At 70.0% G+C, this 23,366-nt stretch carries 8 protein-coding genes; all 8 read right to left on the bottom strand.

Annotated elements, in window-relative coordinates:
• Nucleotides 1–394: 394 nt before the first annotated feature.
• The gene (locus GV126_RS12570) at nt 395–1,168 is read right to left on the bottom strand and encodes an enoyl-CoA hydratase/isomerase family protein (RefSeq protein WP_159665715.1); all 774 of its coding nucleotides are present in this window, start codon (nt 1,166–1,168) and stop codon (nt 395–397) included.
• Entirely contained in the window at nt 1,165–2,376 is a 1,212-nt protein-coding gene (locus GV126_RS12565) for a cytochrome P450 (protein ID WP_202036480.1), read from the bottom strand. Before GV126_RS12565 ends, GV126_RS12570 begins: the two co-directional genes overlap by 4 nt.
• A gap of 125 nt (nt 2,377–2,501) precedes the next feature.
• A complete protein-coding gene (locus GV126_RS12560) occupies nt 2,502–3,863 on the bottom strand; it encodes a cytochrome P450 family protein (protein ID WP_159665709.1) in 1,362 nt (453 codons plus the stop codon).
• 13 nt (nt 3,864–3,876) lie between these two features.
• The gene (locus GV126_RS12555) at nt 3,877–4,437 is read right to left on the bottom strand and encodes a GTP-binding protein (RefSeq protein ID WP_159665706.1); all 561 of its coding nucleotides are present in this window, start codon (nt 4,435–4,437) and stop codon (nt 3,877–3,879) included.
• 3 nt (nt 4,438–4,440) lie between these two features.
• Nucleotides 4,441–4,824: a DUF742 domain-containing protein gene (locus GV126_RS12550; RefSeq protein ID WP_159665703.1), complete on the bottom strand. Its 384-nt coding sequence runs from the start codon at nt 4,822–4,824 to the stop codon at nt 4,441–4,443.
• Nucleotides 4,821–5,669, bottom strand: coding sequence for a roadblock/LC7 domain-containing protein (locus GV126_RS12545; RefSeq protein WP_236569969.1), 849 nt, complete (start codon nt 5,667–5,669; stop codon nt 4,821–4,823). Before GV126_RS12545 ends, GV126_RS12550 begins: the two co-directional genes overlap by 4 nt.
• Complete coding sequence (locus GV126_RS12540; RefSeq protein ID WP_159665700.1) at nt 5,666–6,850, bottom strand: ATP-binding protein; 1,185 nt, start codon at nt 6,848–6,850, stop codon at nt 5,666–5,668. The genes GV126_RS12545 and GV126_RS12540 overlap by 4 nt, the downstream gene beginning before the upstream one ends.
• A 982-nt stretch (nt 6,851–7,832) precedes the next feature.
• Nucleotides 7,833–22,925 (bottom strand): helicase-like domain-containing protein, encoded by a 15,093-nt coding sequence (locus GV126_RS12535; RefSeq protein ID WP_159665697.1) that lies wholly within the window; start codon nt 22,923–22,925, stop codon nt 7,833–7,835.
• Between the last annotated feature and the right edge of the window lie 441 nt (nt 22,926–23,366).

The raw sequence follows: 23,366 nt of genomic DNA, 5'->3' as shown, positions 1-23,366 counted from the left end.
TCAGGCCGGCCTGTGTTTGGCGCTGCTATGACTTCGTCGGTGCCGGAACACGATGGTCCAGCGCTTGTAATGACGTCGGCGCCCGGTGGTGTTGGCAGGACGCCTGTGTTGGGAGCCAATCGTCTTGCGGGCCGCCTAGGTATCCAGGGGGTCGTCCGCACTGCCCATCCCGAGGGTTCGCCGTTGACCCGGCGCCGCAGCGGGGCGAGATCCAAGGACCCCACGGGCTCGCAATTCGTCGAGGTCGGGCAGATGAACGCTGGGCAGTGAGTCAAGAAGGTCGGCCTGGGCGGCGCGGATGCTCCGAGAGGGTGCGTCGGGGCCGGTGCCAAGGGTGCGGCGGCTGGTCACAGCGATCATCGTACGAGGGTTCCGCTCGCCGCGGTGCTGCTCGCTACGACCGCGGCCGGGCGAGCTGAGCGGTGAGCAGGTGGGCATCGAGCAGTGCGACGTCCGCCGTGCGGGCTGCACGGGAGTAACCGGCCAGCATGCGCTTGGTGAGCGTCACAGCCTCCGGCGAGCGACGGACGAGCGGCCTGACCCACCCGTTGATCGCAGCGTCCAGTTCCTCGACCGGCGCCACCTTATGCAGTAGGCCGAGTCGGTGAGCGGTGTCCGCACCGAAGGTTTCGCAGGTCAGCATGAGTTCCCGGATCCTGGCGGCGCCGGCTTCGACGATCAGGCGGCCCATGGCGCCGCCCCAGGCCGGCGGCAGGCCGAGCCCGATCTCCGGCATGCGGAACCGGCAGGTGTCCGCCCCGGCGCGCAGGTCGCAGAAGGAGGCCAGCGCCAGGCCTGCACCGACCACATTGCCGTGGAGTCGGGCGATGGTGACCGCGTGCGTGTTCTCCAAGGCGTCGCAGACGCGGTAGGCCTTGTCGGCAATGCGACGCAGAGCGGCACCGGTGGGGTCCTCTTCCAGCGCCGCGCGGTACTCGGTGCGGTCGGCGCCTGTACAGAAGTTTTCTCCGGAAGCGCTGAGGATGAGCACCCGGATGTCGGGCCGGTCGTGCAGACCCTCCAGGACGGCTCTGAGGTCGTCGAGTGCTGCTGCTGACAGGGAACCGTCCTCGACTGACGGGGCGAGGACTACTTGTAGGACGGGACCGTCCTCGATGATGTGCAGGGCCTTGTGGGGGAGAAGGGCGTGGAGATCGATCGTGCTCATATCAGGGTTACGTCCAGGTTCAGCAGCCGCCTGAACGCCACGCGAGGGGCCCAGGAAGGTCGTCGTGCGAGGGCCAGACGCGGGAAGCGCGTGACCAGCTGATGGAGCAGGGTCTGGGCTTCAAGGCGGGCCAGGGGGGCGCCGAGGCAGTAGTGGATGCCGCCACTGAAGGCGAGATGCGCCGGTTTGCGGTGCAGGTTGAAAAGCTCAGGATCCTCATGCTTGGCCGGGTCGCGGTGGGCCGCCGCGACCATGAGGTGGGCCATTTCGTCCTCGCGGACCTCTACACCGCCCAGCACGCAGTCCTTCGCCGCCACGCGGCTGATCACATGCGTGGGTGGGTCGTAACGCAGGGCCTCTTCCACCGCCGCCGGCACGAGGTCGGGCTGAACGGCGAGCCGGTCCCACTGCCGAGGGTGCTCCAGGAGGAGGAGGGTCGCGGTCGACAGCAGCGTAGAAGTCGTCTCCAGCCCGGCCAGAAGCACGAAAAGCGCCAGGAGGTAGACCGCCTCGTCTGCCCTGTCGCGGTCGCTCTCCAGCGTGTCCCACACCGTTATCCAGCGGGAGACGGGATCGTCGCCCGGTTGGCGGCGGCGCTCGTGCACCAGGTCGGTGAAGTAGACGCGCAGCTCTGCCGTGGCTGCGTCGGACAGTGCCAGCTGGCTGGCCGAGGGCAGCAGTTCCTGGGTGAAGACCTGGTCGTGCGTGAGTGCACGGAGCCTGGGAAAGTCCGCGGTGGGCAGCTTGAGCCAGTGTCCGATCGTGGCCACCGGCAGCTCCTCGCTGACCAATGCGTGGAAATCGGCCTCACCGTCCTGCAGTCTCTCGGCAAGGGAGTCGAGAAGTCGCCTCGTAATGTGGCTGACAGGGGCTCGCAGCTGCTTGAGGGTGCCGCGGTCGAACATTCCTGCAGAGCGGCGCACCCGGGTGTGCTCTGGGGGGTTGAGCGCCGGCAGGGTCTTGCTCATCTCGCGTGAGGAGGGCGCCCCCCAGCGGGTGCCGGTTCCCTGTCGCTCCCGCCAGTCCGCGTCGGGCTCCAGCCAGTTCCGGCTGCGCAGAATCTGGTCGCACAGCTCGTAGCTGGTGACGATGTGCCCTCCCCAGGGGGCTGCGATGACTTCGCCTTTCGAGCGCAGTTCCGCGTAGAGCGGGAACGGATTTGCCTGTCCCTGCTCGGTCCGTAGTCGGGAGAAGAGCGAGACAGTCAAGCGCCGACTGGCGGTTATCGCAGTCTCCACGACGGCCCTTTCATGATCTGGTCACCAGCCGCCATGCATACCCTTGCATGGCGGCGTACATACAAGATGACCATTCAACAAGGCAGTTGCCTTCGTCACTCTCCTCTGGTCCATGCCAAGAACTTGCTCCACAGACCCGGCTTGGGCTTGGCCGCGGCCGCCGACGACGTACGGCGAGTGGTGTCCGCGTCGGCGGGGGCGGACGCGGTTGCCTGAGGCGCGGGGGTCGACGCCGGCGTCGGCGTCACGGTGCGGGGAGTGAAGCGGACGGGCAGCTCTACCAGAACACGGCTCCACGGAGCAGGAACCCAGTTCAGGTCCTTGAGAGGGACACGGGCCTCGACGTCCGGCAAGCGGTTGAGGAGGGACTCCACGGCGGCCACGGCGATGGTGAGAGCCGGGTCCTTGGCAGGGCAGGCGTGCGGCCCAGCACCGAAGGCAAGATGCGCTTTCGCGCTGAGCTGCTCGCGGTGTTCGGCCAGCTGAGGGTCCGTGTTGGCGGCGGCGAAGCTGATCAGTACCGGGTTGTTCGCCCTGAGGACCCGGCCGCCCAGCTCCACGTCCTGCGTGGGGTAGTGGCCCGCGTAGTTGGCGATCGGCGCATAGTTCCACAGGACCTGGGTGACCGCGTCCTCCACGGGCCGGTCCGCCTGCCAGTCCTCGCCGATCATGAGGGCGCTAGCGGTGCCGATTGCCCCGGTCAACGGGGCAGTGCCTCCGGACAGCAGCGTGACCAGCTGATGCAGCACTTCCTCGTCCGTCAGCTGGGCCGAGTGCTGCATCAGCCGGGTCGTCACGTCGTCGCCGGGCCGGCGGTGCTTGAGGGCGATCAGCTCGGCGAGAGCCTCGCCCAGTACCTCGTCCGCGCCGACCGTACCGGCGAAGATGCCGGTGATCCCGGTGATGACGCGGTCACCGATCTCGGGCGGGCACCCGAACAGGTCGCTGAAGACCAGCAGCGGCAGAGGCTGCGCGTACTCGGCCATCAGCTCTGCCTCGCCGAGGCGGTCGCTGCTGAAGCGGCTGATCAGGTAGTCGGCCGACTGCCGGGTCTGCCGCCCGAGCTGGAGCGAGCTGATGTGAGCGAGGCTGTCGGTGACGGCCTCCCGAAGCCGGCCGTGCGCCGCCCCGTCACTGAACAGGGCATTGGGCCGGTAGCCCATCATGGGCAGTGCAGGGCTGTCCTGGGGGATGCGGCCTTCCTTGAGCGCGTTCCAGCGCCGCGAGTCCCGCACGAAGGTTGCCGGGTTCTGCAGAATCCATTTGGCGGCCTCGTAGCTGGTGACCAGCTCGACCTCCACGCCCGGTGCGACGTCGACCGGCGCGCTGGGTCCGAGGCTGCGCAGGTAGGCGTAGTGACCGTCGGGGTCCGCTCCGAACTGTGAGCCGTAGAGCTGGGTGTTGCCGTGTGCGGGGCAGCCGGCCGGCGGCCCCTGTATGTCGGGACGATGCTCCATGAGGGGTGAGCTCCTAATCGCTGAGGGACAGCAGATGTTCCACGAGGGTGATCAAAGCCTGTGCCGCCGACTTCTGGTCGCGGACGTCGCAGTGGGTCACGGGGGTGTCCGCGGACAGGTTCAGCGCCTCGCGCACCTCCTCAAGGGGGTAGTCCGGCGTGCCCTCGAAGCGGTTCACGCCGATGGCGTAGGTCAGGCCGAACCGCTCGACCAGGTCTAGGACCGGGAAGCTCTCCGAGAGTCGCTCAGGGTCGACGAGGACGAGCGCGCCCAAGGCACCGCGGGACAGCTCCTCCCACATCTCCTTGAAACGCTCCTGGCCGGGCGTGCCGAAGAGGTAGAGGACCACCTCATCGCTGAGGGTCAAGCGGCCGAAGTCCATGGCGACCGTCGTCGTGGTCTTGTCGGGGGTGCCCGACAGGTCATCGAAGGGGACGCTGGCTTCGGTGATCTCTTCCTCGGTGCTCAGCGGCTCGATCTCGGAGATGCTCCGGATGCACGTCGTCTTCCCCACCCCGAAGTGCCCCACCACGAGCACCTTCACTGCGGTGGAAACCCCTGAATCCAGGTACACCAATCACGCTCCGAATCGGGCTCTGAGGCCGTCGAGCACGGCGTTGAGCACGTCTCGATCCACATGTTCCGCGCGAGGAATCGGCTTCCTCGCCGCGATCAGGCCACGCTCCTCCAGCTGTGCCAAGAGGATCCGTACGATCCCCAGCGGCAAGTGCGTATGCGCCGCCACCTCCGCCACGGACAGGAAACCGCCCGTGACCAGCTCCAAGACCTGACGAGCCTCGGGGGAGAGAGTGCGCGCTTCAGCGGAGGCATCCTGGCTGGCCGACACCAGTGTCGTCCGCTCGTAGGCGTGCTCCGGCGGCAGGGACCGCCCGTTCGTGATCACGAACAGTGGGACTAATGCCGAGGTCAGCTCCAGTCCCGGTTCCGGCTCGTCGGTCACCTGCGGCTCGCCTCCTTGCTCGCTGCGAGATGAGTGCTCAAGCGCGGTACGACGTCCTCGTGCAGCTGCGTGGCGAACTTGGCGATGTCCGTCTCCGGCTCGGCAGCTGCGGCGAGCAGGGAGCCGCCTCCTGCGGGGACCAGGAAGACCCACCCGTGGGAGAACTCGATGACGGTCTGGCGCCAGCGTGCGTCCTGGACGCCGGCGAACCTCGACGTGGCGCGGCTGTACGCGTGGAGGCCCTGCATCGCCGCCGAGATGGTGTCCACCAGGTCGCGGCTCATACTCGTGGTCGCGCCCCGGGGCAGGCCGTCGCTGCGCAGCAGCACGGCATTCCGTGCGCCACGTACGTCGCCGAAGGCCGCGTCCAGGTCCGCGATGGCGATACCCGCCCCGGCGCCACCTCCTGCCCGCTCCCGCGCTCGATCAGCCTGCTCGGCCCAGGCATCAGCTTTGACCCGGGGAGGGGTGGTGAGGTTGGTGCCGAGGCGGGCGACGAGCCGGTGCATGCGGAAGCTGATCGCGCCCATGTCGACGTCAGGCTCCGCCGCGGCCGCCAAGTAGGCGCCCTGACCGGCTCCGATCAGGAAGACCCACCCGTGAGAGAACTCGATGATCGTCTGTTCCCACGTCGCTTCCGGCTCCATGCCGGCGAACTTCGCCGCGGCGCGGCTGAGGGACTGCATGCCCGACATGGCAGCGGAGATCGTCTCCACGGCCCTACGGTCCATACCGTCGCTCGCCCCGCGGGGGATACCGTCCGCGGACAGCAGGACAGTGTGCAGCGCCTTGGGCACGTTGTCCACGATGTCCTGCAGCATCCACGACAGGTCGTCAGTCGTCATGCGTCATCGGCTCCTTCGGACGGCGCGACGGTCAGCTTCCGGCCCGACAGCGTGCCCCGCTGGAACGCGCCCAGGCTTCGCCTGGCCGCCTGGCCCGCCTCCTCCGGCTCGGGGGACGCCGCCGTGGTGGTGTCCCGGTCCGGGACGCTGGCCACGGGTACCTGACGCGCGCCGCGCCGCGGCAGGCCGTGCGCAGTGCGCGGCGCCGAATCCGATGGTGGGACCGGTCCGCTCACATGGCCTGTCTGGACCGTCTCGGTCGGCGGTGCCGTTTCCTCCATGGTCCAGAGCTCCTCAGGAAGCAGGACGACCGCCCGCACGCCGCCGTAGCGTGAGACACCGGTGACGTCCACACGGAAGCCGTACTGTTGCGCAAGCAAGGCGATGACGGGGAAGCCCCACTTGGGCTGGTTTCCCAGTTGCGACAGGCGAGGCCGGTAGTCACCCGACAGCAAAGCGGTTGCCTGCTGCCTGTCCTCGTCGCTCATGCCGACACCGGCGTCATCGATGATGATGCACAGATTCTTTTGAACCCGCTGGAACGTGACCTCGATAGGAGCGTTCTGCTGCGAAAAGCTGGCAGCGTTGTCAAGAAGCTCGGCGACAGCAAGCGCGACGGGGGAAACAGCGGACGCCTTCAGGGCGAAGCCGGTCTGCTGCATGATGGCGACCCGCTCGAAGTTGCGGATCTGCCCCATCGCGCTACGCACCACGTCGTACACGCTCGCAGGCCTGTTGCGGCGGCCCAGCGGCGCGCCGCACACGACCGCGATACCTTGGGCCTTCCGTGACATCTGCGCATTGGCGTGGCTGACTTCGAGCAGGTCGCCCAGGACGGAATGGCCCCCGTACTTGCGCTGGATCGCCTCAAGCAGCGTCTGCTGCTCGGCGGCCAGGCTCTGCAAAAAACGCGCGGAACCCTTGAGGACAGCCTTGGTGCTCTCCTCGGCCGCCTCCTCGGCTTGTCGAATACGCTCGGCGTGCTCGTCCTTGAACTGCTGCAATTCGCGGCTGAGGGTGGCGATTTGCTCGTCCGCGCTGCTCAGCTGTTGGTTGAGTTCCGCCTCTATCTCGGCCTTTCTTTTCGCTACGGCCTTGTTGCGACGACTGAGGATCCCGACCGCGGCGATCGCAATGACCGCCACGGCAACCAGGAACCAAACAAGTGCGTCTTCAGTCATGGAAACCTTTCCTGGCGTATGGCTGCGGCCGTTGGCGGACGGTCCCGCACGGGATTCCGTGGCCGGCATCAATACAGCGCCTGAGGCGAGTGGTCCAAGGTCGCAGACGCGTGGATGCTACCACCCGGTTAGGCGGACGCCCGCACCTCATCAACGCCCAACTACCTGTTGCTTGAGGGGCGTTGCCTCCACACTGCGGGCTGGGTCACAACCCGGGTGTGGCCGTGGATCAGGGCAGCAACGTTACAGCTCGCGAAAGAGTAGATGGAACGTGAATGGAGGCGGGTGAGGGGGCGGGAAAAGAAGGCCGAATAGGTATCCGCAGGGCATATCGACTCAAACAGGTGGATTCCCCGAGAATTGGAAAACCGGGGGCGCCGAGGCGGCAGTTCCTCGCTCCCGGCGAAGTCACTGCTTTACTGCGCGCTCTTTGTGCGCACTCCCCGGTCGTTACGGAATAGTGGCCAGCCGAGTAGCAGGCCTGCGCGGTGCAGTAGCTGCCCCAGCCGTGAGGGAGCGGCTTCTCGCCGGGGTTTACGTGGCGGGCCGTCTCCCGGCCGACGGTATCGCTGTTGTGCGCGTAGGGAGGCCGGCGGGAAGGGGAGGGGTGCCTGGCTGGGGTGCGGTGTGCCGACTGCCGGGCGGACGGTGGGCTGGCCGCCGTACTGCCGCCGTCGTGGATGCGTGAGCGTGAGCAGACCTTGCCGTCGGGGATGGGCTCAGGGGGAGCAGCTGCTGCCGCGATGTGGCTGAGCCCGTCATCGCTTGGCCAGCGGTGCCGGCATCGTCGTGGCTGAGCGCCCGTCTGCAGGCCGGGGGGTCAGTCTCTCGAAACGGATCCCCCGGGGCCTGCCTGCTGTCGGCTCGGCTGCCGTTGCCGCCGGCACCTGTCGCGGCGGCCCGACTGGGCCGCGGCCATCGTTGTGCACCTACAACGAGACGGCGCGAGACGCTCCGGGTGCGTTGTTCTGGCACAACCGCGTTAGCGCTGGGTCGGCTTGCGCCCATGCTGCTGTTCTGGACCGCCGCGCCGCAGGTGCCCAGCCTGCTCCACGGTGTCCCCAGGACGCCGTGCTGCCCTCCTGATGGTGGTGGAGCGGCCGCGGGCTGCCAGGGAGGAGACTCCAGAGCCGGGCCCTGCCACTTTGTTCACGGTCGGCATGGGCCGTTCGAGGGCTTCCCCGAGCTTGCGCAGCTCTGGCAGGTCCACCGTCGCGGCCGACGTGCCCGATGGGATCTCCGCACGGCCGCCGCGCTGGCTGCTGTAGGACAGCGCCGCGTCACCGAGCCGGAGCAAGGCCTCGGCGCTCGGCAGGTGGGCGCGCTGCGCGTCGGGCCGGTCGCTGTCGCGGAGCAGCCGCTCGGCGCCGGCCTGGGCCCACTGTCCGATGCGCTCGCACGCGCGCAGGGACCACTTGCGGAAGAAGTCGCCGACGCGGCCGTCTCCGCGCAGTTGATCAAAGTGCTCCCTGGCCCTTTCCCGGATGACCCGCCACAGGTGGCTCCAGGCGCCACGCACCGTCTGGATCTGCCGCCATTCGGGGATTTCCTGCAGTGCACCGACGTGGGCGTCGGCTCTCCGCAGGGCGGTGTTCACGGCTCCTACCTCCGGCTGCAACGCAGGAAGCGCCCAGGCGCCCAGCCCTTGCGGGGAGGCGTGTTCGAGGTACCAGGTGGGTGGGGCGTAGTCCGGAACGAATGCCTCTTCCGGCCAGGCGCTGGATGCGGGCTGAGCCGAAGCGGCCTTTGAGGCCTGCGCATGTCCGGCGGTGCGCGTTGGTGCCGAGGCCGGTTCAGCCGGAGCCGGAGCGGGCGGCACCGACGCGATCGGGGCCGCCTCCACCGTGGTCGGCGTCGCGCTGGGGACGGCGTCGTCGAACATCCGCTGCAGGACGCTCAGCTCAGTCTCCACGGCCTGATACAGGTCTGTAGCGCTGCCGTACTCTGCAGGAACGTGCTCCGCCCACGCACGCTGAACCTCCGCGAAGTCCGCCTTGATGTCCTCGAAACCGGCCGGCGCTGGTGCCCTTTCCGTGTTCGCGCCGGTCGACAGGGCAAAGTCCTCGCCCGACGCAGGCTCGCGCTCCGGGGAAGCCTCGGACGAGTCAGCCGTGAGCGGACTGGCGTCCCGTTGGTCCTGGCGGACGCCCTCAGCGGCCATCACAGGAGGGGACGTGCTGGCAGGAGCAGCCGGCGGGGCGTCGTGAACGCTGTCAGGCCGAACGGCCTGCCGTGCGGCGCCGGAAGAAGTGGCGCTCTGGGGTGACTCGGCAGGGCTGGCAGGCGCCGCTGAGACCATGTCCGATGCGATGCCGGGAGTCTGTGAGTCCGGGAGTTCGGGACTCCGTGACTCTGTGGGTTCCTCGGACGCTCCGTTGTCCGCCGCGGCGGTGGGCTCCGGCTGCACCTCGGGCCCGGGACCGGTGGGCGCAGCCTGCTCACGGACGGCGGCCCGCTCTGCCTGGACCGCGATGAGCGTGGCCTGCACCTGGTCCTGCAGGCGCCGGGAGTCGTACAGGAGGGAGGCCAGCGGGAAGGCGAGCTGACCGCGTACGGGATGGCCCGGGTCGACCGGCAGTGCGCCGCCCCAGGCGTTCACGGCCCCCTGCACGGCGTCGAGGTGCTGCATCATCTGCTGCGAGCCGTAGTTCTCGGACACCGCGGCCGCCAGGCCGTCGAGGGCGCCGACCAGGGCCTGGAAATGCTCGGTCTGCTCGGCATTGGGGTAGGCCCGGGCGGCGGCGAGGGCCACCGCCTCGCGGTGCTGCAGGGCGACGTCGCGCAGGGTGGCCCGCAGCACGTCCACCCGCTGTCGCGTCTCGTCGCCCACGGCCGCGCCCGCCGGCGGGCCGTAGGGGGTGCCGGTGAACGCGGAGTGCATGACCGCGGCGTAGGCGGCCGCTTCCTGCGGCTGATCCGCCAGGTAGGTGAAGTCGGCGGGTTCGGCGGCCAGCCGTGCGTACCAGCCGCCGTCGCCGCCCGGGTGGACCGTGGCGATGACGAGGCCGTCCCGCAGTACCTCGCCGGAGTCGACCGGCTGGCCGTCCAGCCCGGACAGGCGCAGCTGATAGCCGGGGTCGCCCGCGAGCGCGACCGTCTCGAAGTAGCGCTGCGGTGCGGGCGGCTCCTCGGTGATCGGTTCGTCCGGGGTGTCGGTGGTCTCCGGGATCGGCGGGGTGGTCATGGTCGGCTCCTCCGAAGCGTCTCGCGCCGTCTCATCACTGGGGGCGTCCTCCCCCGCCGGGGCCGGGGCCAGGGCCGTCGGCGCGGCCGCCGTGTCGGGCTCCGGCGTCTGCTGTTCGCCGTCCGCCGTCTGGGCTCGGTCCTGCTCGTGGAACGACGCTTCGCGTTGTGCCTCGTGCATCGCCTCATCCGGGACCGCGCCTGCGGACTCCGGCGCGTCCTGGGGGACCGGCACGCCATCCGGTGCCGGATCGCTGCCCGCGGCGGTATCGCCTGAAGCGGTGTCCGCCGCGGTGTCGCCCGGAGCGTCGTCGGCGGCGGTCGGCGGCTCCGGTGCTTCCTGGGGGTCCTCCGGTGCCGGGGTGTCTTCCGTGCTCGCCGGCTCGGTGTCCGTCGCGGTAGGCGTGCTCGCGGATGGTTCCCCGAGGTCTTCAGCGGCCGGGGCGTCGGGGCCCGGCTCGGTGCGGGTCTCCGGGGCGTCCTCGACCTCGGCGGGCGGCTGTTCGGCGGGTTCCGTGTCGGCGGCCGCGCTTTCCAGGGCGGTGGTGTTCTGCTCTGCCGAGTGCGCGGTGAGGGTGGCCAACTCCGCCTCGAAGGCGGCGACCGTCGCCCGCGAGCGGGAGGCCAGGAGGGCGGCGGCCTCCCGTACCTGCCTCAGTGGGCCGCGCAGGTCCTCGTCGACCACGGGCTCCAGGACGCCGCTCCAGACCGCCACCGTGTGGACCTCAAGCACCAGGTCGTCGGGCGAGACCGCGGGCCCCTCCCGCAGCATCCGCTCGGCGTCCCGATAGGCCGCCGCCAGCTGGGCGACGGGGTTGGTCGGGATTCGCTGGCTGTCGGGCCGCTGCTGCCGGTCCGCGTCGTAGAAGCGCTGGACGGTGGGCAGGGCGTCCCACCGTGCCCATACCGTGCTCAGCCGGTCGATGTCCGCCTGTGCTTCCTCGTCGGTCTCGTACGGCCCGGCGACGTCGAGAGTCGCCAGGTCGACGTCCGGGAGTGCCACGTCCAGCTGCGGCAGTTCAGCGGCGGCCGGTGCCTCAGCCGCTGCCGACGTCTCCGCGTGGTGGGCCTGGCGGTGCGCCTGTGCCAGTGCCTCACCGGCGGGGGCGCGGTCGGCGTACTCGGCGACATCGGCGCGCTCGGTCCAGCTGCACACACACCACGCCTCGACCCACGACGTACCCGGGCCGCCGAGGGTGACGGCCGTGGCGTGCGGCACACCGTCAGCAACCGCCGTGGCGTGGAGGCGGAGTCGTTCGAGCATCGGTGCCCACGCGGACATGGAGCTGTCGACGGCGGTGCAGGATGCGATCAAGGTCCCCGCCTGGTCCTCGATCAGGAGCGGCGCCAGGTCACCGGAGGGGGTGCGGCCTTGCCACTGCCGACGGACTGTGTAGAGGGCGCCGGTCTCGGCGGTGATCGTCCACGAGCCGTCAGGGTGGTACTGGATCGCCTCCGACTCCCCGACTTCCGGCAGTATCCACAGTCCGGCGTCATAGTGCATGCGGCGGGCGACGGTGAATCCGGCGGCCAAGTCCCCGCCCGTCTTGGTCGCATGCTCAGCGACGGCCGCCAGGGCCGCGCTCTCGCCTTTGCCGGCACCGATGCTGATCACGTCCCACCGACCCGACGGCTCTGCACCGTGCCAGGTCGCCCGCCACGTGATCCCCCGCGCGCCCCTGCCCTGGGCATCGTGGGAGATCTCGTACTCGCCGACGGTTAGCCCGGGGCCGGTGACGGTGAACTCATACGAAGACGGCTCGCCGTTGCGGTCCTTCGGGCTGACGGTCAGCGTATTGACGTCGACGACCTTGGGTGCCGCCTCCTCAGCAGGCTGTGGCGCCGCGTCGCTGCCCTCTACCCTCCAGCCGGCGAGTCCGAGGATTGCTACGGCCACGCGGTCGTCCTCGTTCGCCGCTTCCATGTGGGTCATGCCACGTCGGGCGACCAGCGCGGCCCGGTCCTGGCGTGCTGCGGCCACTTCCGCCGCCGCCCGCTTCTGTGCCTTTGTGTTCCCGCCCGCAGCCTTCACCTCCGCTCGCGCTTCCCGCATAGCGCGGTCGTCGCCGGCTTCGCACGCCTCGGTGAGGATCTGACTCGTCAGAGCCTGGGTGGGCCAGGGGGCGGTCTCTCCGGCATCCAGCGCGGCCGACAGCATCTGTCCGGCCAGCTCAGCGATTCGGTCGGGCCACTGCTTCCAGTGCAGGGCGCCCACCTTCGGATCACCTTTGGCCAGGCTTTCGGCGAGGCTCTGCACGTCGCGGTGACTGATGTGCCTGTCCTCATCGTTCAAGAGCCGGTGAGACAGGCACCGCGCGCACATGGTGTAGCAGCCAAGCTCGCTGCCCTGGTCAGTGACGACGGCGACCGTGTATCGGGCGCCCGAGCGCTTCGCCGAGCACTTGCCGACGTACGGCGTCGACGCATCGCAGTACGCGTCCGGCGTGTCCGCCATGTCGTCCGTGAGCTGGGCCACGACGCGTAGCCGCGCGTTCGGAATGGCTTCCTGGGCGGAGTTCCAGATCTTCCACTCGGCGACGTACTGCCGGTTATCCGGGCCCTTCCGGGACCAGTCCTCACCGGTGCGGCCCTGCGCGCCGTCCGGGTCGGTCAGGTGCTCCCAGCCCCACCGGCACGACGCGATAAGACCGACGCGGCCGAACCGGCTGACCAGGTACACGCCCTCTTCGAGCTGGACGCGCTCCGTGGTCGTCTTGAACTGAGGGGCCTGCGCCGTCAGGTGCCCGTACCGGGCCCATAGGGAAGCGAACCGGGTACGGGTCGCCGAGTCCTCACGGATCCGCGCCAGCACGGCGGCAAGGGGCCGGTCCTCCACGTTCGCGGCCCACCAGTAGGAGCCGTCAGCGTCGTGACCGGCCTCCCACTGGTCCTCATCCGGACGGGAGTACGTCAAAGGGCGCAGCCGGAACGTGTGCCCGCCCGCCGTCGTCAGGACCCAGCCCGCCGCCGGTTCGCGCCGGTCGGTGAACGACACGGGGGCGATCGTCTCGCCCTCGATGAGCGCAGCCCGAAGCTGCGCCTCTCGCCCGTCCTCGGTAGGAACGGCCCGGCTGCCCGTGGCCGTCTCCGGCTCCGCCGGGCCTTTTGACGGGTCCTGTGTCGGATCGCCGAACAACCCGAGCTGTTCTGTCCCTGCGCCGGGCGCGGCCGCGCTCCCCTTTCTCCGGGCGCGGGTTCGGGTGGGGGCGGGTGTCGGCGTGGGCTGCTCGACGTCGGCCGGCGCCGCCACGAACGGGTCGGGCCGCCAGGCTCGGGGATCGTCCGGGCGGGTGGCCGCCAGCAGGACGGCCAGTTCCTCAGCCGCCCGGGTCAGGTAGGGCTCGGACGTGTCGCCGAAGTCGGCTGCCCAGAGCAGTTCGTCGTGCACCAGCGCCAGGTCATCCGCGAGGTCCGTGCTGGTGAGCTGTCCAGCACTCAGGTTCTCCACGATCTGCTGCAGGGCCGACAGGCGTGCGGCGGCTTCCTGGTCCTCGCCCGCGTAGCTGAGGGAGAGGCGGATCGTGCCGAGCGTGGCGTTGAGGGTCCAGGCGGTGTCCGCGTCGATGGCCTCCCGGGGCACAGGCATCTGGAGGGCGCGGGCCACCAGTTCCGCCACCGCCGCCTGGCTGTCTTCGAGCAAAGCCGATACGGAGTCCCTGTGGCCGAAGGGGGGCCGACTCTCGAAGCGGGGCCTGGGCGCTTGCCGCATCCCGGCAGGCCACGACTGGTCATGTGCCGCCCCCACCGTCTGGTTCAGGTCCGTGACGTAGCCGATCAGCCGACCGTCGAGCCAGACGGTGGAGGACGACTCGCTCGTCGGGATGATGTCCGCCCGGTCCGCGTACTGGGCCAGCTGCTCGGGGCCGCCGAACCGCTGCTCGCTCTGTTGGAGGGGCTCCGGGGTGTCCGACGAGGACGTCGGCGGGGTGGCCAAGACGACGGAGGGCTCAGGAGGCGCGGGCGGGGTGCCTTCCGGGCCGGCGGGCGCGGCTTCGGTCTGTGCCTCTTCCACGGTCATCTGCCCGTCCGGGACGCCGTCGGCGCCCTCCCTCTCCGCGTCCGTCTCCGGCTCATCCTGCGGAGCCGGGTTCGGGACGCGTTCCGGCGGCACGAGACCGAACTCCTCGTACAGGTTGGCCGTCCCGTACCCGTCGCTGTCTTGCTCCGGGATCGGCTCGGTCGGCTGCTGGCTGGTGTTGCGCTGTTCGGCCGTCGGCGGGGGTGTCTCGCTGTCCGCCGGGTCCGTGTCCCGCTTGTGCAGTTCGCGCAGGGCGTCATAGTGCTTGCTGGTGCCGTGCTCCGGCTCGCGCACCATGTAGTTGCCGTTCCGGGTATAGCTGATCACGGTGCCGATGAACTCAGGCAGCGGCACGTAGGTCTTGCTCCACGTGTCGTAGTTCATGGGGGTTACGCGGACCTGCTCGCCGGGTGCGTACAGGGTGGTTACGTCTTCGACGGCGGACGATTCCACCTCTGCTGATTTCGTCTCACGAGTGGCAGCCGCCGTTGCCTTTGCCGAGGGGTCTACCTGCCGCACCCGGGCCTGAGACAGGGCACGCCGGTAGTCGGTCAGCGTCACGTATCCGGGCAGAAGGCGACCGCCAAGCTCCGCCCCTGAGCGCTCTGTGTCGAACGTCCAGCGCTTAGCGCCTTCCGCCTGAGTCCACATCAAGGACAGAACGGCGAGCGACTGCCCACCCCGGCTGTTGTCGTGGGTCGTGCCGGACGCCTCGCACTCCCACACGCCGAGCAATGATTCTCCGTCCTCAGTCGCGACGGACCCGGCGCGCAGCGCCACGGCCCATCCCGCCGCCTCCGCCTCAGACGCGAACTTGATCAGGGCGGACGGAACGCCCTTGCGTCCCACGTTGGACGTGTCCCACTGGCCGTAGGCACCCACCCACCAGGAGCGGTCGATCGCCGTGCCCGCTGGGGGCGTGATCCGGGTGATGAAACCAGGCCTGGGCTGCTCCTCCGTTCCGGGACCGGGCTCGTCGCCGGGCGGCTCGCTGGTCTGCGACTCCCGGACTTCGGGACTCTGGGACTGCAGGGGTTCCTCGGTGCTGCTGCCGTCCTCTGCCGGCGGGGCTTGCTCCGGCGGTGCTTGAGCCCCGTCCGCGGGACGGGTGTCGGAGCTGCCGGTGGGCCTGGCGGCCGCAGCATCGGGCTCCGGGGCGGCGTCAACGGACCCGGCAGTGCCATCGTCGGACGCAGGGGCGGGCTTGTCCGCGGGGGCCGGTGCTCCCAGCCCAGCCTCCCGGTTCTGCTGAACAATGATCCGTTGCCGCTCTCGCCACTGCTCATAGGCCTCGTCCGTGTCGTTGTCCTCCGTCCAGCTGTCGACGAGCACCACGGGTTCGGGAGCGGGGTTCTCCGCGTCGAACGCGGCCAAGCTCGCGACCGCCGCGTCCACCTTGGCCTGGAGCGGTGCCCGCTTCTCGGCGTTCTCCTGGAGGGCCTTCTTGCGGCTGCTCTCGGTGGGATATTTCTTCGGGTCGAGCATGGACTCGGTCAGCTCGGGGATCTTGTCCCGCTCGGTGATCGCGCCGACGACCGCGTCGAGCAATTCGACCCGCCGCCGCGCGTGCTCGATGGCAGGTCCGTAGTTCACTGCTTCCTGCTGGGCCGTCAGTACCGCCACTTCCTTCTCCAGGCTGGGGAGGCGCTCACGGTCCATCAGCTGGTGATCCTCGGCCTTTTCGAGGGCGGTGGCCAGGCGGCCCAGCATGGTGGCACCGATGTTCCCCTTGGCCAGGTCCTCCATGGAGCACCGTGACTCGCTGTGGCGCAGCTCGGGGAACCCGATGTACGCGCGGATCTCGCCGCTACCGTGGGCGATCTCCGGCTGAACGGCGAAGTCGAGGCCCCCAAAGGTGCCCAGCTTCTTCCACGCGCCAAGGCCCTCCCTCTGGTGGGCGCGCACAGCCTCGATGACGGCCTGGCGCAGAACAGGGGCGGCCTCGCCGAACCGGTCGAATTCGCGTCCGCCGATACGGATGCGGAAAGCGGCACCGCGGATCGTCTCGGTGATCTTCGGCAGTGCCTTTTCGCGGGCTGCGATGGCCAGCCGGGTGCCGACCAGCTCGCCTTCCTTGATGCCCAGCAGCTCCAATTGGCGGACGCGGTCGGCGGCTGCGTTCCGACGGTCGGCCTCCAGGCCCTGGAGGTGGAGCTTGGCCTCCATGAACTGCCGCATGTAGGGGTTGCCGCCGATCTCGGCGGCCATCGTGGCGTAGTCCCAGTCGCTCTCGCCGATCTCTTCGACGGTGTCGTTGTCGTCGTCGCCCTCGCCGGGCGGTCGTTGGATGTCGCGCAGGCCCTCCGCTTTGGAGGTGAGCAGTCCGACCTGCCAGGCGTCCATGCTGCCCTTGGTGGCCAGGAAGTAGATGTTCACTTCCTCGTGCTGGTTGCCGGTGCGGATGACGCGGTAGTTGCGCTGCATCATCATGGCCGGGGTCCAGTCCTGATCCAGGTGCATCAGGGCGTAGGCCCGGTTCTGGCCGTTGAAGCCAGTGCCGAGAACTTCGCTGGAGCCCATGAGTACCGCGATGCCGCCGTTGTTGGCGGCGTCGGTCATCGCGGCTTTCTTCTCGGGGGTGTGGTGGTCCTGGGCGAACTGGACCATGTCGCGGGGCACGCCGCGGGCGGCGAGCAGGTCGCGCAGTTCGGCGTAGAGGTCGAAGCCACCTTTGTTGTTGCCGCCGGGGGTGCCGCTGTTGCAGAAGACGATGAACAGCCCGCCGGGGACCGGGTGCGGGGTGTCGTCGCGGCTGGAGACGGCGTAGGTGCGGTCCTTGTGGGCGTGGTAGCCCTTCGCAATGATGTCGGCCGCAGTTACGAGCTTGTTTGCCGCGGGCGCATTGGGGTCCACCAGGCGGGGGTCCAGCGCGACCGCGCGGCCCTCGCCGGAGACGGCCAGCATGTTGTCCTCGTCGCGGGTGACGTCACCGGCGTGGATCGCCTGGCCCCTGGCCACCAGGGTCTGGAGCCGGGCGCGTTGGTCGGCGGTCGGTTCCACCAGCACGAGTTCCGGGGCGCCGCCGGCGAGCTTGGGCCGCTGGATCCCGACGTCGTCGCCGGTCTTGGTGTCGGCGGCCAGCCCCCACATCGTCTTCATCGTGGACTTCGACACGAACCGGGAGAAGCGCTCCACGACCGTCAGGCCGCTGCCGTCCGGTGCCATCTCGATGCGCTGGACCTTCTGCCCGAAGGTCTCCGCCCACAGGTCCGGGCCGTGCACTCCGAACTGGTCCAGCAGCCACGGCGTCGCCAGTTCGAGCACCGAATACTGCTCAAAGATGGAATTCTCCATCGGTGTGCCGGTGCCGAGGGTGACGGTGGGGCGGCCGCCGTGGGCCTCCGCCACCTGGTGGTGCCACCTGAGCTTCTGGTGCAGGTCCACCGCGCGGACGCTCGCGGTCTCGCCGCCGGCCTCCTTGGAGCGGAAGCCCACGGCGGTGAAGCGGTGGGCTTCGTCGATGAGCGCGTAGTCGAACCCGAGGTCGTCCCAGTACACCTCGCCCGGGGTGCGCATCGGCGCGTCGTTGCGCCGGATGCGGGCTTCCACCGTGGTCAGGCGCCTCTCCAGCTGCATCAGCGCGAAGTTGTTGTGCGGGACTCCGCGCTCGCGCTTGAGCTGTTCCTTCAGGGACTCGATCTCGCGGAAGAGGTACAGCTCTTGCTGCTCGGGGCTCATCCGGATCGATCCGAACGCGCCCTCGGTGAAGATGACCAGGTCCGGGGTGTTGGCGCGCAGCCACTCCAGGACCCGGCGACGGTTGCCGTCGGCGAGGTCGTCGGAGGTGATCAGGTGGATGTCGGCGTTGGGGTAGAGCAGCTTGGCTTCGTCCAGCCACTGCCGGGCCAGGTGCGGCTGGACGACCGCGAAGGGCTTGGTGATCTGCCCGGAGGCCTTCAGGGCCTGCGAGCCAATCACCATCGTGGTGGTCTTGCCCAGGCCCATCTCGTGAGCGAGGACCACGCCCCGCTCGAACTGCATTCGCGCGGCCGCCGAGAGCTGCCACGGGAAGGGGGTCCGCTCAGTCGTGAGTCCGGTTAGGGTCGGGGCGAGACCGTCGTAGTTGCGGACGACATGCCCGTTCATCTGCCGGTTGTAGGCGTCGGTGAGCAGCGTCACCCGGGCGGTATTGGCGGTGCAGTAGTCCTCGAACGCCGACCGCATCGCGTCGGCCTTGTAGCGCATCGCGCGGGTGGCGTCCTCGTCCACCCCGTTGCCATCGAGGGTGTTGACCACCATTGAGGCCCGCCCGAGCAGGGCCTTGGCGATGTGCACTGCCGAGCGGCGTTCGGTGCCCTTGAGCGCGTTGATTGCGTCGGGCACCTTGCCCGCGGCCAGGGACCAGCCGTAGCGCTCGTTGTGGCTGACCTGAAGGGTCGGGTCGCCGAGGTACTCGCGCAGGAAGCCCTGTACGAGGGAGGCGGGAATCCAGTGCGCGCCGAGCTGGGCAGTGAACTGCCCCAGGCGCTTGGGTGGCGGCTGCACCGCTTCCAGCGCGGCGACGTTCACCGCGTACTTCGGATCGGTGGCGGCCGCCTCGCGGGCCTGTTCGAGCTTCACCCGGACCGGCCCGGACAGGTAGGCGCCGGCGTGCTCCAGCTTCTTGGTGACCGGGTTGTCGAAGACCTCGGTGCCCAGGCGGCGCCGGGCTTCTTCGGGGGTCGTGCCCAGCAGGGAGGCGATCAGCGGCAGGTCCACGCCGCCGGTGGCGCTCATCACTGCCGCCAGTGCAGCCTTCGGGTCGTCGGTGGGCTCCAGCTCGCTGCGGCGGGTGCCCGGCCGCCGGGTGAGGACCTCGGAGGGCACTGGCCGGTCGTTCGCCCGGTCCCAGTGCTCCAGGCCCAGGACGACGGCGGCGTGCGGGTCCTGGCGGAACCAGCCCCAGCCCGTGGGAAGCCGCTCGTCGTCGGCCAGGTCGACGCCGGCGGCGCGGGCGGCGGCCCTGGCCTCGTCGGTCGGCAGCGCCATCCGGGTCTGCCGGGGCCGGGACAGCGGCCCGTGCGCCGTGGTGTAGGCGGTGTGCAGCCGGGCGAGCTGGCTGCGGACCTCGCGCGCACGGTCGGGGTCGCTGCCGGTGCGGTCCAGCTCTTGCAGCTCGCTCGCGGTGTCGCGCAGCGACAGCAGCATCCGCAGCTGCTCGGTGCCACTGGCGCCGTCGGCGGTGATGACCCGGATCGGGTCCTCGCCGTTGACGTGCTGCCAGATCTGCCCGTCGTCGTCGATGTAGAGGCGGCCGGTGAAGTCCGTCGCGTGCTTCTCGCGGGCGGTCTGCAGCAGCAGCGGCGCGCGGTCGGGCCCGTCCTCGTGCGGGACGTAGCCCTGGCCGTCGGCGACCGCCGCGGCGGCGGAGGCCTCCATTCGTTCGCGCAGCAGGCGGGGGGCCTCGTCCGGGTCGCCCTGCACCGTCACCCGGGGCCCGTACGGCCCCGTCTCGGACGTCAGGCGGCCCAGCACGTTCTCGGGGTGCTGGGTGAAGTAGGCGTTCACCGGGAGGGTGTGGCCGCCCAGGTCCCGTTCCGGTGCGTCGATCCACGTCTGGTCGCCCGGTTCCTCGCCCTCCGCGCGGCGGCGGAAGACCAGCACGTCGGCGACCACGTCGGTGTCGGCGGTCTCGCCGAAGGTGCCCGCCGGCAGGCGGTACGCGGCCGCCAGGTCGCCCCAGCGGGACATGGCCCGGCGGGCGGAGGTGTCCTCGCCGTCCAGCGTCCACCGCGAGGTGATCACGGCCATGTAGCCGCCCGGCCGCAGCAGTGCGAGCTGCTTGATGATGAAGCCGTTGTGCAGCGAGTGCCCGGCCGCGCCGTAGCGGCGCTCCCCGAACGGGGCCTGCGCGAACGGCACGTTCCCGATCACGAGGTCGAATGTGCCGACCGGGGCGTCGGTGTCGGCGAACGACTCGGCCAGCACGTTGGCGTGCGGGTAGATCCGCGCCGCGATCGCCGCGGTGGTGGGGTCCACCTCAACGCCGGTCAGCCGCGCGTTCTCCGGGGCCACCCCGAAGAACGCACCGGACCCGCACCCAGCCTCCAGGACCTCCCCGCCGTCGAAGCCATACGCGGCCAGGCCCTGCCACATCGCCTCAGCGACGCCTTGCGGGGTGTAGTGAGCCGACAGCACGGCCCGGGACGCCGCCCGCCACTCGAAGGGGTCCAGCAGCTCCCGCAGCTCGCTGCGCACCCGGTCGTACGACTCCCAGCGGGCATGGTCCGCCTCGAACCTGCCCTCCCACTCGCCGCCGGGTGCGTAGATCGGCTCATCGGGATCCGGCTCGTCGAGGAAAACGGTCGGGACCGAGCCCCATCCCGACCAGCGGGCCAGGATGCGCTTCTCCTCGGTGGTGGCGCCGCGGCGGGCGCTCTCCAACGTCCGCAGCACCTTGATGGCTTCGAGGTTCGCCTCAGCCCGAGCCAGCGGGCCGCGCGGCAGGTCCGCCGGATCGGGGCGGAACCGCGCTACAGGTTCTCCAGCTCCCTGCGGATCGCCGCCAGCTCCACTGCTTCCGGACTCAGCGGCGCCGCCGGGCTGTCCGCGTCCTCCGGCGGCGGCAGCATCTCGCGCAGCACCTGCTCCCGCGCCGTCGCCCTGATCTGCTCCAGCTGCCCGACCCGGGCCTGGTAGCCCGTCTCCGGCTCCAGGCTCTCCTCCAGGTCCTCCTCCGCCGCGGCGATCGCCTCGCTCATCTGCGCCGCCAGCCTGCGGAAGTGCCGGTCCGGATCCTCCATCGCCGCCAGCTCCTGCGGCCGGAACTCCTCCCAGTGCCTGCGCAGCAGCGTCTCGTACTGGCTTGTCGTCGCCATCGGCCTCGCCTTCCTCTTGCTCGTTGACGGTACCGGCCAGCGCCGCCATCTGCGCCGCCAGCCGGGACTGGTCCACCCCGCGCCGCTCGACGTCGCCGCCGGCGGCACGCACCTGCTCGATCACCGCGTTGATGCCGATGAGCGCGGCACCCATCGCCGGGATCCGCCGCTTGGCCGCCTCCCTCTCCCGCTTGGGCAAATTCTCGTCCAGCGACTGCTCGCGCAGGTCCTCCGTGGTCCGCTCCGCGATCCGGGCCAGCTCCCCGAGCAGCCCTTCCTCGAAGTGGAACGGGTAGGCCCGCATCACCTGGTTCGTGAGCGGGTTCACCACCTTCGTCTGCGTCGGCAGCTGGAAGGGGGTGAGGAGGGTGAGCACCCGGTCGTACTCGCGGGAGAGTTTCGAAGGCCTGCGCCGCAGCCACGAGACCAGCGGGTCGTAGGCGCTGACCGGCAGGTCCACTTCCCGCTCCAGGCCCCAGGTGCGCCGCGGCAGCGTCTCCGGGTCCTGGTCGTAGCGCTGCACAAGGGCGGCCATCGCGGCCGGCGCGGAGTCGAAGTCGCCGATCCTGCTGCGCTGGTCGTAGTCGGTCAGGGCCCGGAACTTCTTTCCCTGGCGCTCGATGTAGCCGTAGGCGCGGACCGAACCGTCGATCAGCACCGAGCGGCGGCCGGTGATGCTCCCACCCAGTTTCGCGCGGGCCGCCTCCGGGTGCTGCTCCATGCCTCGCTGGAACCACTCCTCCTCCACGGCCTTCAGCCGCGCGGCCCGGGCCTCCCTGACCGCATCGCTGTAGGAGTAGGCGGACTGCTCGTTGCGGGCGTCGAGGCTCGACCCCAGCTCGGCGCTCTCTGCGATCAGGTCTTCCAGCGTCATCTCGCCCACCGGAGTCCGCTCGCTGTAGGAGCGTGCCCGGCGGGCGATCCGTTCCTCTTGGACGGCCTTGCGGTAGTCGGCCACCTGGTCGTGCAGCTCGTGCTCGGTCGGCAGGCGCGTCCACGTCCGGCCGACCTGCTCGTAGGTGCGCTCCAACGCCTCATCGTCCAGGTCCGCCGCCGCCGGACCGGCCAGGATGGTACGGGCGATGCGGGCGTACCGCTCGGTGCGTACCGCCCTGAAGTGACGCTCCAGCGTGCGGTACTCCTCATCCGAGGAGTGGAACGGCGTCTTGTAGGAGTTCGCCTTCCACCAGTCGCTCTCAGCCGCGAGCTCCTCGCCGCTCATCTCGGTGACCGGCACCGCCGTCGCCACCCGGTCCAGCAGCCGCCTGCCGCGCTCCTGCCGCAGTGCCCGATACCGGGCCTCCGCCGCGGTGCTGTAGTCCCGGGACCGCTCCACGGCGGCGGCGTCCTCCGCCTCCACCAGTTCCTCGTACGACAGGCCGGTGAGATCCAGCGGCTCCGGCTCCGGCTCCGGCTCGGGCGGGGGAGCGGGCGCGGCCGTGGCCGGCGAGGCTTGCGGCGCCGGGACGGCCGCAGCCGCAGTCGGCGAGGCGACCAGGTCCTCCGGAGTCTGGCCCGGCCCGAGCACCACGATGTTGCGGTCCTGCCGGGCGAACGCCTGCAGCACCGCGGCGAGGTTGCGGTCACGGGTCTCCGGATTCCACCTTCGGCCGGTCACCCGCGCCTGCCGCTGCCCCGACCAGTACAGGTTCCCGGCCTTCACCGCCCGCAGGTCGTCGTCGTCGTACTTGTCGGTGCCGTATACCGCGGCGACGCCGTCTTCCTCCCACCGCACCCAGACCTTGTCGCGGGCGCTCGGATCGGTCGCCGCCCGGTGGTGGCGCGCGGCCAGCATCGCGAACGACGACAGCCGCCTGTCGCCGTACCCGTCGCTCACCAGGCGGACGTCACCGACCCGGCCCACCGCGACGCCGCCTTGACGGGAGCCGGAGGCGATCTCGGTGCCGTCCGGACTGAAGACGGTGACCGAGCCGCCCTTGATTAGCGCGTGATAGCCAGGTACGCCGTCGACCGGCTCCGCGCCGTCGGGAAGAGGCAGCGGATCAGATGGGGCGGCCGATTCGGTTTCGGACGCGGTCTCCGCTTCCGTGTCTACCGTCGCGAACCGATCCCCCATGCGCTCTCCCCGTGTGACGTACTCACCACGTGGCACGCCGGCGGGCGGATGCCACGTCGCACCCACCGGAACGCGAGTGCAAAACGGCAGATGGATGCACTCAAGCGGTTCGCTTGATCGCTCCAGGTGGGTGAGCCTCACGTTAAGGCGGAGCGCAGGAACGAGCCATTGCAAAGGTGCACAACCTGCGAGAGGTGAATCGGGGAAGTGCACTGCCGGGCGCCGTTCGCCCTGTAGCGGTCGTGACGGGTGGCGCTCAACGCCCTGTCCTGACTCGCAGGGAGCTGCCGTGGCCCGGCCGCGGTCCATGTGCCGGCGGCAGCAGGGGTGAAACCGGCGGGTTCCTCGCAGAGCCACGCGGGGCGGGTGCCAGACTGCCGAAGTAACAGACTCTGGATCGTCCGGAGTCGCAGAGTCCCGCAGCGGAGAAAGGAGAAGCCC

This window comes from Streptomyces mexicanus (assembly GCF_902506575.1).
In the GTDB taxonomy this organism is placed as follows: Bacteria; Actinomycetota; Actinomycetes; order Streptomycetales; family Streptomycetaceae; genus Streptomyces; species Streptomyces mexicanus.
Note: the sequence above shows the minus strand (reverse complement) of the source record. Positions and strands in the feature narration are given on the sequence as shown.